The 14,373-nt window shown below is 36.0% G+C and carries 16 protein-coding genes; 5 read left to right on the top strand and 11 right to left on the bottom strand.

Annotated elements, in window-relative coordinates; genetic code table 11:
* Nucleotides 1-95: 95 nt before the first annotated feature.
* Nucleotides 96-656 carry a hypothetical protein gene (locus EM808_RS14060; protein WP_127738838.1) on the top strand — a complete coding sequence of 187 codons (561 nt, stop codon included), beginning with the start codon at nucleotides 96-98 and terminating at the stop codon, nucleotides 654-656.
* 12 nt (nucleotides 657-668) lie between these two features.
* Here the strand turns inward: EM808_RS14060 and EM808_RS14055 are convergent, their stop codons facing one another.
* The 4 genes from EM808_RS14055 to EM808_RS14040 form a co-directional block, all read right to left on the bottom strand.
* Nucleotides 669-2,075, bottom strand: a complete 1,407-nt coding sequence (locus EM808_RS14055) for a PQQ-dependent sugar dehydrogenase (RefSeq protein WP_127738837.1) — start codon at nucleotides 2,073-2,075, stop codon at nucleotides 669-671.
* A 304-nt stretch (nucleotides 2,076-2,379) separates the two neighbouring features.
* Nucleotides 2,380-3,075: a response regulator transcription factor gene (locus EM808_RS14050; RefSeq protein WP_127738836.1), complete on the bottom strand. Its 696-nt coding sequence runs from the start codon at nucleotides 3,073-3,075 to the stop codon at nucleotides 2,380-2,382.
* 15 nt (nucleotides 3,076-3,090) lie between these two features.
* Nucleotides 3,091-4,542 (bottom strand): sensor histidine kinase, encoded by a 1,452-nt coding sequence (locus tag EM808_RS14045; protein WP_127738835.1) that lies wholly within the window; start codon nucleotides 4,540-4,542, stop codon nucleotides 3,091-3,093.
* A gap of 65 nt (nucleotides 4,543-4,607) precedes the next feature.
* A complete protein-coding gene (locus tag EM808_RS14040) occupies nucleotides 4,608-5,576 on the bottom strand; it encodes a DUF4822 domain-containing protein (protein ID WP_127738834.1) in 969 nt (322 codons plus the stop codon).
* Nucleotides 5,577-5,658: 82 nt separating this feature from the next.
* Between EM808_RS14040 and EM808_RS29790 the strand changes: the two genes are divergently transcribed.
* Nucleotides 5,659-5,838, top strand: a complete 180-nt coding sequence (locus EM808_RS29790) for a nitroreductase family protein (RefSeq protein WP_127739119.1) — start codon at nucleotides 5,659-5,661, stop codon at nucleotides 5,836-5,838.
* Complete coding sequence (locus tag EM808_RS14030) at nucleotides 5,838-6,041, top strand: hypothetical protein (protein WP_127738833.1); 204 nt, start codon at nucleotides 5,838-5,840, stop codon at nucleotides 6,039-6,041. The genes EM808_RS29790 and EM808_RS14030 overlap by 1 nt, the downstream gene beginning before the upstream one ends.
* A gap of 129 nt (nucleotides 6,042-6,170) precedes the next feature.
* Here the strand turns inward: EM808_RS14030 and EM808_RS14025 are convergent, their stop codons facing one another.
* Together EM808_RS14025 and EM808_RS14020 are read right to left on the bottom strand one after the other, a co-directional pair.
* A complete protein-coding gene (locus EM808_RS14025) occupies nucleotides 6,171-7,406 on the bottom strand; it encodes a TerD family protein (protein ID WP_127738832.1) in 1,236 nt (411 codons plus the stop codon).
* A 225-nt stretch (nucleotides 7,407-7,631) separates the two neighbouring features.
* Nucleotides 7,632-8,594: a helix-turn-helix transcriptional regulator gene (locus EM808_RS14020; RefSeq protein ID WP_127738831.1), complete on the bottom strand. Its 963-nt coding sequence runs from the start codon at nucleotides 8,592-8,594 to the stop codon at nucleotides 7,632-7,634.
* Nucleotides 8,595-8,702: 108 nt separating this feature from the next.
* Between EM808_RS14020 and EM808_RS14015 the strand changes: the two genes are divergently transcribed.
* Complete coding sequence (locus tag EM808_RS14015; RefSeq protein ID WP_127738830.1) at nucleotides 8,703-9,185, top strand: GyrI-like domain-containing protein; 483 nt, start codon at nucleotides 8,703-8,705, stop codon at nucleotides 9,183-9,185.
* A gap of 125 nt (nucleotides 9,186-9,310) precedes the next feature.
* On the opposite strand, the gene EM808_RS14010 is transcribed toward EM808_RS14015, so the two are convergent.
* Entirely contained in the window at nucleotides 9,311-10,189 is an 879-nt protein-coding gene (locus tag EM808_RS14010; protein WP_127739118.1) for a radical SAM/SPASM domain-containing protein, read from the bottom strand.
* A gap of 258 nt (nucleotides 10,190-10,447) precedes the next feature.
* Between EM808_RS14010 and EM808_RS14005 the strand changes: the two genes are divergently transcribed.
* On the top strand, nucleotides 10,448-10,924 hold the full coding sequence (locus tag EM808_RS14005) for a hypothetical protein (protein ID WP_127738829.1): 477 nt from the start codon (nucleotides 10,448-10,450) through the stop codon (nucleotides 10,922-10,924).
* A 152-nt stretch (nucleotides 10,925-11,076) separates the two neighbouring features.
* Here the strand turns inward: EM808_RS14005 and EM808_RS14000 are convergent, their stop codons facing one another.
* The 4 genes from EM808_RS14000 to EM808_RS13985 form a co-directional block, all read right to left on the bottom strand.
* The gene (locus EM808_RS14000; RefSeq protein WP_127738828.1) at nucleotides 11,077-11,946 is read right to left on the bottom strand and encodes an AraC family transcriptional regulator; all 870 of its coding nucleotides are present in this window, start codon (nucleotides 11,944-11,946) and stop codon (nucleotides 11,077-11,079) included.
* 154 nt (nucleotides 11,947-12,100) lie between these two features.
* Nucleotides 12,101-12,580: a 23S rRNA (pseudouridine(1915)-N(3))-methyltransferase RlmH gene (rlmH, locus tag EM808_RS13995; protein ID WP_127738827.1), complete on the bottom strand. Its 480-nt coding sequence runs from the start codon at nucleotides 12,578-12,580 to the stop codon at nucleotides 12,101-12,103.
* 80 nt (nucleotides 12,581-12,660) lie between these two features.
* Entirely contained in the window at nucleotides 12,661-12,822 is a 162-nt protein-coding gene (locus EM808_RS13990) for a CxxH/CxxC protein (RefSeq protein WP_127738826.1), read from the bottom strand.
* Nucleotides 12,823-13,029: 207 nt separating this feature from the next.
* Entirely contained in the window at nucleotides 13,030-14,235 is a 1,206-nt protein-coding gene (locus EM808_RS13985; RefSeq protein WP_127738825.1) for a S1C family serine protease, read from the bottom strand.
* Nucleotides 14,236-14,373: the final 138 nt, after the last annotated feature.

Raw genomic sequence — 14,373 nt, 5'->3', positions numbered from 1 at the left:
CCAAGCAGTCCAGCTTAGGGTCTGCTTGGTTTTATTAATATTACTATCCCCGCTTCTATATACTGTAAGAAAGCAGTTAGAATGAGGTGAAAAAAATGTATTTATTCAAGGCTATTTCCATCGAAATCCAGCTAGCTCAAAAAACCTTCACTACTAAACATACAAAAACGAAAAAGCTTATATTAGGTTCGATTTTTGCTTGTTTTGCGGCTATATTTCAGTCTGCTGGCGGCTTTTTCCCAGGTATAGGGTATCTTTTGAGTCCTCTTGCCACAGCACCTATTTTGTTATATGTCATGCTTTCCGTTCCATTTGGAGCAATGGTCTTTTTTCAAGCAATAATATTGTTATTTGTCCTGCAGCCAACCGAACTAATTGTGTTTCCTTTTACAACAGGGTTATTAGGACTTGGTATCGGGCTGTCCTTTTACCTCTTCAAGTCAAGATTAAGTATTATTGCCGCTGGAGCTTTTTCTTTAACATTAGGAATTAGCATATTACTGTATATTTTACGCTTTCCCATTTTAGGGCCGGCCTTCTCTAATTCCTTCTCTCTACTTACAATTGGAATAATCTTTATCTTTTCTTTCCTATACAGCTGGTTATGGGTTGAAATTGCGTTACTGATATTTAAAAGATTAAGAGGAATTTACTAGCTAAATCTCCATTCATGGCACTATTTCGAAAATGGTCCCTTGGTTATAATCTGTCACTTTCATAGAACCAAAAACACCTAAATATAATTTAGTTTGATTAAGATTTGCACCTAAACTAACGTAATATGCTGATTGTGTGCCAAAATCATAATCAGCATGAATCACGCTAAAGTCGTTTTGTTTACCATCCCTTTTTAAAGACGTATATGCTAAAGTCCCTCTTTTTCGTTCTGAACCCTTCCGCACAACATCGGTAAAAACCACTTTTCCTGTTAAACCAGGAATGTCACTGCCCAAATATGGCTGAATTCCAGTAAGTGCTGTTCCACCAAACTTATCAGGTCTAGTATCATCATGAAAGTAGCTAGTTAAAGGCTGAAGGCGACTGCCGGAAAGTGCTACTGCCTCATTATAAAAAGCGAAAATTTTCTGATCAAATGCTGAATTATTACTACAATCTCTTATGATTGCTGTAGGAAAATCACCTTCCCACCCTCGCCAGCCAAGGTTTATCAATCCTTTTTGGTTAAGATTAGCATTCATATCATATGCTTTAACAAGCTGAGTAACTGGTATTGGTCTATAATGATTGAAAGCAAATATTGACTCAACTAAATCTTGCCCGACATTTCCTGTATATTTAATGTACTGATTATAAACCTTTTGAAAAGAAATGCCTGTTATATTACGAACCCCTTTCGCCATCACTGTGAGCATTTCCTGACTGGCTGGGGGCAGTTCATTAAAACGGGTAACTATAGGTGGATTATTAGTGTCGGTATTCTTTCTAACATCTATTTCTATTATCTTACCGGCAATCTCCATATCATCCTGACTTAAATTAAATGGATCATAGCCTGATCCACCATCTCCGTTTGTAAAAACTAGCTTCCCGGTTTCAGGGGAAAAATTCAAACTGTTTACACCATTATGATTCAAAAAAGGTCTTCTTAAGTTAAGCAGTGTCCGCAGTTTTTTTGGATGCCCATTTGACTGTAATCCCCATTCTTCAACCGTATCAATATGGTCATAGTGAGATTCTCTATTTGTCCATCTTAAGTTCCATGTTTTAGGATTACACGGATCTGGCTTAAAATCTTTAGGCTGTACACCTGGTCCTTGTGAACCAGCCAAAGAATAATGAAGATAGAATAAACCATTATGAAAAAAGTCAGGGTGAAACGCAAGTCCCAGTAAGCCCCGCTCATCATAACCACCTTCAGAACCTAATTTAATAACCTGCTGACTAATATCTAAAAAAGTCCTTATTTCCTCCTCACCTACATAAAAAATTTCGCCCACCTGTGTAGCAATAAATAATCTCTCAACAGAATCACCTGGAAGCACAGCTGTTTTCAGCACAGTAGGTAAATTAATCCTACTGACAATCGGCTGCAACCCAACATTAACCTTTTTCATTGCTTCGACCCCCTCCTCATTTCTTTTATAAGAATATGTTTGGAGTTGTTTTATAAGTACGGAATTAGTACATTGGGGAACCTGCTTAGGATTGATGTTTTTAAGATAGAATCAATAAACCGGGATATTTCCCTTTCATAATAAAAAAATTTGGAAAACAGGGATGATGGATTATCTTCCCCGTTAATATTAAGTAAAAATAAAGAAGAGTTCGATTCCAAATCGAACTCTTCTTTATATGACAAACAATGCTTTATACCAATTCTTCTTGCTAAAATGTTTCATGTGAAACTTTTTCTTACCTTTAGCTATTAAACCGATAACCACTTCCCCATATTGTCTCTATAGGTGACTCTGACAATTTTCCCTTTTTAAATTTTTCTCTAATCCTTCCGACGTGGACAACGACTGTAAAAACATCACCATCTAAATCATCCATATACCAAACTTGCCGAAAAAGCTGCTCCTTTGTCCAGACACGGTCTGGATGCTCCATAAAAAACACGAGTAAATCAAATTCCTTTGTCGGGAAGATAAACTCCTGTCCTAAAATGAATACTTTGCGTGCTCCCTTATCTATTAAGACATTTTTCTTCTCTATTATTTCCTGTGATTGTCCGATACCTGTTAGTAGCTTAAACCTTTTGATATGGGCCTGCACTCGCGCAACAAGTTCACTTGGACTAAATGGTTTTGTCATATAATCATCTGCGCCTAATCCAAGTCCTCTTATTTTATCAATATCTTCCTTTTTAGCTGAAACAATCATTAGGGGGATATTTTTCTTCTCACGAATCCGTCGACAGATTTCAAAACCATCAATTGAAGGGAGCATTAAGTCAATGACTATTAAATCATATGGCTCATTTAATGCCCTATTTACCCCTGCTAATCCATCTGTTTCAATCTCAGCTACCATTTGATGTATCTCCAAATAATCCCTTTGTAGTTCGGCAATACTTACATCATCTTCTATGATTAGTATTCGTGATGGCACCATTAATTGACACCTTCCTTACGCTCTTGCGAGTATTATTGTCACTTTAGTGCCATATTGTAGTTTACTTTGAATTTCCACATGGCCTTGATGTTTTTCAACGATTTGTTTCACAATGGCAAGCCCTAAACCGCTACCGCCTGTTGTAAATGTGCGCGCTGCCTCACCACGGTAAAAATGATCAAATACATAGGGAAGTTGAGACTCCGCAATTCCCTGCCCATTATCCATTACATGAATCTCTAGCATATCTGCATTTGCCGTAACTTCTAATGTTATACATAAAGGTTCATCAGTCTTTTTAAACTTTAAGCTATTTTCGAATAAATTATTAATAGCCCTGTTCATTTGCATACGATCAATTGATGCATATATATCCTCGCGTACACTTATCTGAAATTGAACATCTCTGTTGTCCAATTGAAATTCCTCTGACATATGTACAAGAAATTTCTCCAGCTGTATCCGTTCAAAATAGAAAGGGACAGCTTCCGCATCGAGTTTAGAATAAAGAAACAGCTCTTCAATTAAACGATTTAATGCAATTGATTTTGAATGTATTGTCTGTAAATACTTTTCCTGCTTTGCAGGCGTATCAGCAATCCCCTCCTGCAAGCCTTCAATATAACCAATAATGGAGGTAATTGGTGTTTTTAAATCATGAGAAATGCTTGCAACTAACTCCTTTCGATTATTTTCAAGATTCTGCTGCTCTTGGATAGAGGCTAGCAGTGTTGTGCGCATACTTTCAAAATTAGCTGTCAGCTGCTGGACTTCCTTTGCTGTATTGGCAGGTAAGGCTGGTGTTTTGCTTTGCAGACTTTCCCCACGCAATTCAGACATAAACTGCCCTAAATTTTCTAAAGGCTTAATAATTGTCCTATGCAAAAGCTGGTTTAAAAAAAGCATTGCTGTGATGGAAACAAGAATAATGACGATACTAATCGTAATTCCCCATTTAGTAAAAAACTCTAAAAGGTTATTTTCCTTTTTTAGGACAAGAATGCTTCCCTTTGACAGATCACTATAATAGAAATCAAATTTTATGTAACGATACATTCTGCCTGCATTATCTATCGTTCCTTTTGTTTCAATATTATTCGTATCAAAAACTGGGAAATGAACAACAAGAGATTTCTCTACTAACCCTTTTGAATAATATAAAATACTCTCATCATGACGAATGACAACACCCAGTGACTTCTTCTCCATTTTTTGTAAATCAGTAGCCAGGCCTTTCTCTAAGAGTTGATCTGGATTTGTCTTCGCAATATTGCGCAGCTCCACATAAGCAAGCTCCTCTTCAGGACTTAAGGAGCGTTGCTTCGTAAAGGTTTGATACCATGTTTTAGGCGTTGGTACTGTACCTGTTGTCACATAAAAAACAATGCAGAGAATGGCAAGAATGGAGATACTCGCTATAACAATGCCGCCTATATATGAAGTTAAAAATCGATTTTTTATGGTCATTTTAGTCTCCTTTTTTCCATAAAGGAGATTCCTTCCCATTTTCAAGTAAGGAGTTTTTTGCTTACTTATAAGCTAAAAACTGGTGTTAATTCTCCCTTATATGGCTCATGCTCCACAAAGATGGTAATATCATTTCCGTCTGCATCCTTACCAACACGTTTATATGTGAATTTATTTCGATTTAGCTCTGTAAGCTCCAATGCTGCACCATATTTATTTTCGCCAATAGACATATGTGCACGGATTTTATTGTTATTAATTACATTAAAGTAACCATAATCACCTCGGCTCTCACCTGTTTCTAAAGAAAAGAACTCATATTGGTTCGTATCCTTATCGAACTTAGCAAGACTAATATAGTTCTCATTATACATTGTGACATCATTTCCTTCTTCATCAATTGCCTTTGTTCCTTGCCATAAACTAGAACCAAGGATGTTATCCCCATCCTCATCAGTTAAAATCTCCCCTGTAGAAGCATTTAATGGTTGATCGGCTGTGGTAAAGCCTAAATTATTGTCAGCAAAAGGTATATGCTCCACAAAAACCTCGATATCATTATTTTTCGCGTCTTTTCCCATTCGTTTATACGTAAACATATCCTCGTCTAATTCTGTAATTTCGACAACCGCTTGATAATTCATCGTCTTGGAAATGAGTATGCGTTTCATTCCGTCATTTGTCATAAAGAACGTCCCTTCATCACCACGTGTCTCCCCTGTTTGAGCATCAAAAAATTCATAGTGCCCAGTCTCTGCATCATACTTTGCTAAACCGATAAAACCAGTATTCTCTTTTGTAAGGTCATTATTATCCTTATCATAAACACGAGTACCCTGCCAGTTTGTACTGCCTAATATATTCGCCATTTTTTGGCCATTTGTCAGTTGTTGTTCTGCACTTTCCTCCACTGTCTGTTGAGTCTCAAGCGATGTCCTTTCGCCTGCCTCCTTATTTGTTGCATTACCGCATGCTGCCATTAAAGTGATTGAACTAGCCAAAGTTAGTGCTGTCATTAAAAACTTCTTATTCATTAATTATCTCTCCTTTATGATTTCCTTACTTTTATTGTAGAGACAATAACTAAACTCCTTATATCGCAAATATAAACAAACTATAAATTCAAGCATAGTTTTCAAAAAAACAGTTCCCCTAAGAAAAATACTTAAAATACTGGACAAAGCTACATGGTCCCCTACTCTTCAAAATCGCGAGCCATGGCATATTTATTCATTGCAAGCGAGTCAAAATAAGAATTATCACAAGTTCTTAATAATGAAAATAAGTAACAATTAATGGAAACTATTGCTCACTCCGCTGTTTGTTCCTATATTCAAAATATAAAACTACTTGCATGGGCAAATCAGATTGGGACCGGGCATCTTGACGACTTTCAAGATATTTACTCCTTAATTGAGCTTCAGCAAGATGAAGGAATTGCAGGCATACATTGTCTCGATTATTTCGCTGGACTTCCGAAATACATTCGCAAATGTTGAGAGTCAAATTGCTACATGATAATGGTCGAGCTTCATATATAGTAAAAAAGCAACACAATAAAGGCATATTCCCTTTGTTGTGTTGCTTTCTTTTACGTATAGATGTAAAAGTGAGTCATCATTTCTACTCTACTTATAATCATTAACTGGTCCTTCATCCATTAGAACTTCTACCATACCTGAATACCCCATCCTAAGTTTCGGTCTATACTCTGAATTCGGCATACTATAAAGCTCCAGTGGACTTATAATAACTCCATCTTTCGTATTATGAAGAATTCCAGGCACACACGAATAGATTCTGTCATTATTATTAGCGTTTTTGGATGTAATGGTAACAGATGTTCCATTATGATTATCTATACTCATAGATACCTTATATCTGTAGAAGGAGCCTGTTCCATTGGACTGAGCAGAATAAACAACAGGCACAACGGCGAGGATATCATCATTTAATCTTAGTTTTATAACCTCTGTCTTAGTTGATGTACTGTTTCTCCCTACATCACCCATATGCTCTACTGCTCCATTTCCATAACTTCGGAGTGGTGGTACACCTCTCGCACCAAACATAGCTACATCAACCTGCATACCATTCTTGGTATAAACTAAAGCGTAAATATCATAATCTGTCCCTGTCTTCCAAGAAACCGTAGCAGTAATTTCAGGTGTTTTATCAATGATAACTGGCTTTTGTCCTTTATCGAGGCTTACCTTCCCTTTTACCTTTTCAAGGCTTATCGTTGCAAATGTGTTTTTTCCATCGTTGCTTTTAAGAGCCATATCTGCAGCTAGCGTTTGTGTAGGAATACTTATAGGTTCAGTCGCCTTATTCTGTTCCTCAGGTTCAACTTCAACACCATAATTTATACATAATCCTTCAAGCCCCGAATCAAACCCACGCCAAATGGATCTAACCTTTGTCTGACTGTTCCTTACATATAACTCTAATACTACAATTCCATTTTCACTTGTAAAACTAGACGGTGTTAATTGAATAATAGTATTATCTGCAGTTACCTCTGCCTTTAAATTTTTCACATTTGAGAATCCAGTATTATTATCCTCTGTAAGAGTTATCGTTATTTTAGTTATACCTTCCGGTGCTCTACTCATATCAAAATTAAGTTCATGGATTTTTTGGTTTCCTATTTGCTCTGCAGGTATTAAGTTCACTACACCAGTAGTGCTATTTGGTTGATTATAAAATATAATCCCGTTATCTCCTTGTACCTTATCTAAATCAGTTAGTAGAAATGCCGTTAAAGATATATCTATTTTATTGGAAGCTTCGTAGCTAACCGTAACCTTTCCCCTTGAAGAACTTAAAGCTGCATTTGCCCCCATTTGAAGAAATTGACTCATTTTTAAACTCCTCCTTGCATTCTATCTGACCGCCTAATTATATTAAAATACAACAAAAACTAACTTATTTAGAAAAATACCCCTTCTTCTAACTCTCTTATTTTATACATACCATTCCTTTTAAGAAAGTATAGAACTGCAAATATTTTACTAATAGATTAATATTGTTGTATTTTTGACCTATCTTTGCGGTCAATTGTTACAAGAAGAAAATCGTAAGTATGCCTATATATCGAATAAGCATACTCTCTCTCTCCATTCTTCTAAAACTTCCTCTGGCACTTCCATGACTTTGATATCCTTCCCTAAAAAAAGGAGCCAATTTGTTAGCTCAGTTAATTCCTCTGAATTATTAACATGAATAAAGGTCTTTAAAATGGCTGTCGTTTGGTAAGGATTTGTATAAGAAATGGCAGCTTTCAAAGGATGGTATTTTTTAAACTGTGTAATCGCCTTTGGACCAAGCTCTATGACAACATTAAATACTTCCTGCTGATTCTTTAGTTTTTCTAGAATCTTTTTCTTACTTACTCTATTTTTTGTTGGATATGGTTCTACATTTGTAAGATTATCAACAGGAAATATCCTTCTTTTTTCTTCATTCAAGTCAAATCCCTCAATAAACCAAAGACTTTTTTCACGATAAAGATGCAAAAGAAAAATTGGAAATGATTTTATTTCCCTCTCTTCCTTAAGAGTAATCAATAAATAACTATCTATAAGGAGAATTCGTATTAGCTTTTCTAATATCGGATGAGGCAGATCTGACAAATCAAGGAGGTCTGGATTATTCGGATTGGTTCCTTCGAAAAGCAAAATTTGATTTAATAGCACTAAATCGTCTTGCTGATTTTCTGATAGAAGACCAAGTAATTTTTCAGCCAACGACTGACGACTCTTAAGATATGGAAGCTGTTGATTTCTTGTGGCCATAAAAGCAATAAAAAGCGCTTTGATCTCAGTATCGGTAAACTGAACATTAGGCAAAACAGAATTGCTCATAACATAATATCCACCGTCCCTTCCAACCTCAGCGACAAGCGGCATTCCCATTGTTTCAATTTCCTTAATATCCCTAACAGCAGTCGAACGAGAAATATCAAATTCCTGCATGATTTCAGAAATTGTAAATTGGGCACGATTATTAATATAACGCATAATAGTATTAATCCGTTCAACCTTTTTCATTAAGATCTCCTAAACAGTATCATTTTTTGACATAATTTAAAGATATTATAAACACATCAAGTGAAAATACAAGTCATTTGAAAAATTATAAAAGGGCAGGTTTTGAATATGGCACAGTATACTTTAGAAGAGAAAGAAAGCTTTACAGTATTAGGATTGGGAATCGAGCTAATGAGCGATTATACAGACTATGCTGGTATAAATAAGGAAAAGTCAGACTTTTGGCAAGCTGTCAAACAAGATGGAAGACTTGCCACGCTAAAAGCACTAGCTACAAACGACTATATTTTTGCCGTTAACGAGGCTGTTAATAACAAAATGATGCATTATGCTGGCGTATTGACAGACAAAACGTTACAAGACGAAGCATCTAGAGTTATCCAATTCCCTAAAGGCCTCTATTTAATTGTTAAGGGAGAAGCAAACACAGCTGAGGAGTTGAGCAATCAGCTTACTGGCATTGCCTTTGGTCAGGTCTTACCAGAGGTACAAACCATTGCTTATGTTGGCGGACCAAATACGACGGTTGAGATGGAGCAGAAAAACGGAAGAGTATATGGTGAAATGTGGATTCCGGTTGTTGAAAAATAATTTTAAACTGAAATAATGCGGAGTTTATTTGTCATTAAAGGAGATTTATTAGCGTCTAATTTCAATCAGGATTTTCTCTTCTTTTACCGAAAATCCTGATTGCATATTATTTAAAAAACAGAAATCTACTTTCCAAACCTTTTACGATAACCGCATTTCCTGCATAGCTCCTCTACTGCCACTCTTCGTGAAAAACCGTCTACAAGGTTTTTGGCTCTATCCATCTCGATAATATCCGAAAATGAGTTATCATTAATATTGCCAAGATTGATTACACCCTCACCATCAAGGCAACAAGGAATAACGGTGCCGTTTGCTAAAATACCTGCTTGATTTCGCATACCATAGCAGAAGCCTTTGCCATCATCTTCTTCTTCGTGCAATGCAGGCCACTGAAACTCATAATCTTGATTGATAAAGATTCGTTCCGCGATTTTAATGCCGCTTCCTGGTGTGACCTTCTCTTCAATTTTGTAGTCTAGTTCAAATTCTTTCTCGATAATTTCTAGTAATTCTCTGTTTCGTTCTCTTTCAATATTCGTCGTATTGTCTTGTGTAAGATTCCATAATCTTAGGGAAACAATCAAATCTGACTGACTCGTCGCTTCTTTAATAAAGGAAAGAACACTTCTCACATACCCTTCCTTATCCTTAGAACCAATATGGCCATCAAAGCTATGAAGTGAGAAATTCATTTGTCTTAACGCAGGCTTATTTAATAATTTTTCTCTCTTTTTATTAATTAAGGTTCCATTAGTTGTGATATTAACCTTAAAGCCCTTTTCATGGCTTAAGTCTAACAGATCACCTATTTTAGGATGAAGCAAGGGCTCACCCTTTACATGTAAATAAATATAGTCTGTATGCGGTTTAATCTGGTCTAATCTCTTAGAAAAATCCTCCACAGAAATAAATTGCTTCTGTCGTTCTGTTGGTGGACAAAAGCTGCAGGCAAGATTACATACACTTGTAATCTCTAAATAAAACTTCTTAAATTTTTTCACCATTAATTCCTCACTTTTTTAACTACTAACAACAGGTATTCTAACACTATTACAGCATATTTGTTCATAAATAGAAACATACTTATTCATGGAAACTAACGTTTTGATGTTTTTACTTAATTTAATGTACTTGGTTATTTATAAAAAGAAGTTTTTGAGGTATATCCTGCATTGTTTCCATTATATCTTTTTACTAACGAATAAATATCAGTACTAAAAGCAATAATACATATAAAACTACTGTGAGGTATTAATGATATGAAACAGATTATCCTCTGGTTACTCTTGGTATTACCTTGGCTTTCCTTGTTTTTTTTAAAGATGATAACTGTTCGTAGATACATACCAGTCGCTCTATTTATGACCGTAATTCATTCCTTAGCCTATCAAGCGGCCCACCATTACGGCTGGTGGAATGAAAAAGGCTCCAGCCTGTTTGGGTGGGATACAATTATTCCGGTTCCTTGGGTGTATGGAGCATATTTCGTTATAGTTATCTGGGTATTCCATTTTACATTCGGGAAATTTTGGAGGTATCTGACTGTTAATATACTTTTGGACGGGGGATTTATGTACATTGTTTACCCAATATGGGGGCGACTTGGACTTGTGTCAGGGAATTCAACCTTGCCTACAATTACTGTTGTTGCCATGATGGTCGGTTTTTCATTAATCATCTATTTATTTCAATTGTGGCTGGACGGAGCACAATCGAATTTGGATGACCAGAACTAATTTAACGCCCTCCATTTTATGTACATAAGAATATCAATCCCAAAATACTTCTGTATTTAACAAAAAGTGAATTCGAATTATCGAATTCACTTTTATTTTTTGTTTCAATCTCTTTATTTGAAGAGATTACATTCTTACCTTCAATCTCATAACTAAAGCTTAACTTTTTCCTTTATTGGCATCCAAATTTCACTATAGACATTTTCATTCGAACTATCATGCTTCGTAAAAGAAATTCCGGGTAAATCAGCTATTTCATAACCTGAAGATGGCAACCACTCTGAATAGATTTTCGCGGTCGTTTCTTGAAGGGTAGCAGGGAAAGGTCCTTGATTAGGGAAAATTGCCCATAAGCTTTCTTCAATAGAGAGTTGTTCTAAATCAGCAAATGAATTTTCCTTTGTTGTTGCAAAACCAATCATATGCGTTAAATAGCCCTTTTCTTCTAAGTGACCATCATCAAAATCATAGGATATATTCAAGACTTGATGAGGATATAAATCAGCTAACTGATGCATCTCATCTCTTTGCTGTTCGTTTATAGACTGAGCTAGTTCTAAAATCGCATTATTGACACCTTCAAACTGTATAGGCACTCTTTTCGCAACACCGACTAAATTAAATTTCTTTTTCCTTTCAATTTTGAATTCCATAGAAATTCCTCCCCGTATATCAATAAAAAATGAAAATTTGGGAAATGATTTTTGAATTTTATTTTTAGTTACTTCCGAAGGTAAAAAACCACACCATTCACGAAATGCTCTGGAAAATCCCTCAATTGATTGATAACCATATTTAAAGGCAACATCCGTCACCCTCGCACCATTTATTAATTCAACATTCGCAACCGATAATCTTCTGTTTTTGATATACTCATTCAACGACATTCCTGCCATATACGAAAACATTCTTTTAAAATGATAATCAGACATTCCAACTATTTTTGAGATTTCTTTTCCAGATATTTGTTCCGTTAGGTTTTCTTCGATGTAATCCATCAGTTGATTGAATTCCTGTAACATCTCATTTCCCTCCTTTATAGTTACATCCTATTGTAACAATTGATTGTTCACTTGATATTTTATATATGGAGTTTGTCGGAATACGATTAAAAACAGCTTAGAGATATTCTAAGCTGTTATTTGTTTTACAGATATTTTTAACAAGATAGTCCACTTACTTATGATAAGGCTCCCCCCGATTAATCCGAAACGCCCGGTAAACCTGCTCTACCAAAATCAAGCGCATCAACTGATGTGGAAAAGTCATCTTACTGAAAGACAGTTTGTCGTCTGCTCTTTGTAATACTTGGCTACTTAAGCCTAGCGATCCGCCAATAATGAAGGCTACTTTACTTTTCCCGTAGGTTGCGAGCTTGTCCAGTGTATCTGCAAGCTCTTCAGAAGACTTTTGCTTACCATCAATTGCTAATGCGATAACATGAGCATCAGCTGGTACCTTTGCAAGTATTCTTTCTCCCTCTTTGTCCTTGACCTGAATCATTTCGGCCTCGCTCAAAACCTCTGGTGCTTTTTCATCTGGCACCTCGATTATTTCTATTTTAGAATAGCTTGAAAGCCGTTTTGTATATTCTTCAATTCCTTGTTTTAAATACTTTTCTTTTAATTTCCCAACGGTGATAATCGAGATATTCACAGGTATTCCTCACTTTACAAACATATTATCCACAGAAGTTATCCACATATCCACATTTTTAATCCACATATAGTATGGAATCAAGTGTTCGCCACAACATATATTGCGTTATTTTTACAATATTCACAGGTTGTTGATAACTTTTTTTCAGGTTCTATTTTCTCTAATGACGGGAATGTTTCATAGTCGTTTACGATTGTATCTATTGCTATATCTACATGTTCTTCGCAGCTAAATATCATTTTGTATATACTCCTTTGTGCTGGTTGCTGTATTTATTCTTTTTTAGTCTGTGGATATATTTTAGATTTATTATTTAAAAAACTTATCCACATTCCATCTTACCATTCCTTGCTTAAACTTCAACTTCTACAGGAAATAATTAAGCTCCTAATAAAGGTTATATCTTTTTTAGAAAAATAAAAAAATAGAAGGGGTTTCCCCTTCTATTACATTTTATCTTCAGAAAGAGTCAATTCTGCTGTTTTCTCTTTTCCTTCTCGATAGTATTTAATTTTGAGCTTATCACCGATTTTTTTATCTGTATACAAATGCTTGCGTAATTCAATTAAATCTTTAATCTTTTTGCCATCAAGCTCAACGATAACGTCAAGTTCCTTCAATCCTGCTTTTTCTGCAGGTGATTTAGGTGATACAGATTTAATTGCAACACCTGTTGTTAAGTCCTTCGGCAGCTTAAGCGCCTCTTCTTGATAATAACCTGGAATATCACTTACTGATTCAAGCTCAACCCCCATGTAAGGACGTTTAACTTCTCCAAACTCTTCAAGATCCTCGATAATTGGAACAGCAGAGTTTATTGGTATTGCTAAGCCAATTCCCTCTACAGATGACTCTGAGATTTTCATGCTGTTTATTCCAATCAGTTGGCCTTTAATATTAACAAGCGCACCGCCGCTGTTTCCTGGATTAATTGCTGCATCTGTTTGAATAACCTCTGACTGCCAATCAGCAACTCCATCACTATTAATGTCGATTGGGATTGTTCTGTCCAGTCCTGAAACAATCCCCTGTGTTACTGATCCGGAAAATGTCAGGCCAAGAGGATTCCCAATTGCTATAACTGGTTCACCAGATTTTAGAGCATCTGAATTGCCGAATTCAGCAACCTTTGATATGTCCTTTGAGCTTACCTTAAGTACGGCTAAGTCGGTCCAAATATCACTTCCTATAAGCTCTGCGCTAACCTTTTTACCGTCAGCAAGGGTGACCTCAAGCTCTGATGCTCCTTCCACTACGTGATTATTTGTCACAATATAAGCTGTATTACCACTTTTTCGGTAGATAACACCTGATCCTGTGCCAGCCTCTGACTCACTGGCATCAGCCCAAAAGCCAGATTCCTGTAAATTTGTTATCCCAACAACAGCATCTGCGGCAATATCGACTGCCTTTGTAACATCTGTATCAACATCAACAGAAACTCCCTGTGTAATCCCACTAAAATTAGCACCGCTTGTTGAGCCTTGCAGCATGGACAATACTCCTAATTGGGATAAACGAGGAAGCAGGAGAACAATGATTAAGGCTCCAATAATTGCACCGATAAAGCCGGCAAAGAAATACCCTCTTCTCTTTCGTTGAGGTCTGCTCCTTTTATACTCTTCATAACGAAACTCTTCGTCATTTGTCATTAGTCATACCGCCTTCCTTCTGAACAATTGTTTTCTTAGCTAGTATGTCCTTATTCGTAAAGGCAAGCTATCTATAAATAAGAGCCTTTTAATAAGACACTGATAAGTACCTTATTAATTTTTCCTATTCCTCGCAAA

This window comes from Niallia taxi (genome assembly GCF_004005475.1).
Classification (GTDB): Bacteria; Bacillota; Bacilli; order Bacillales; family Cytobacillaceae; genus Niallia; species Niallia taxi.
This window is presented reverse-complemented; position numbering and strand designations above follow the sequence as displayed.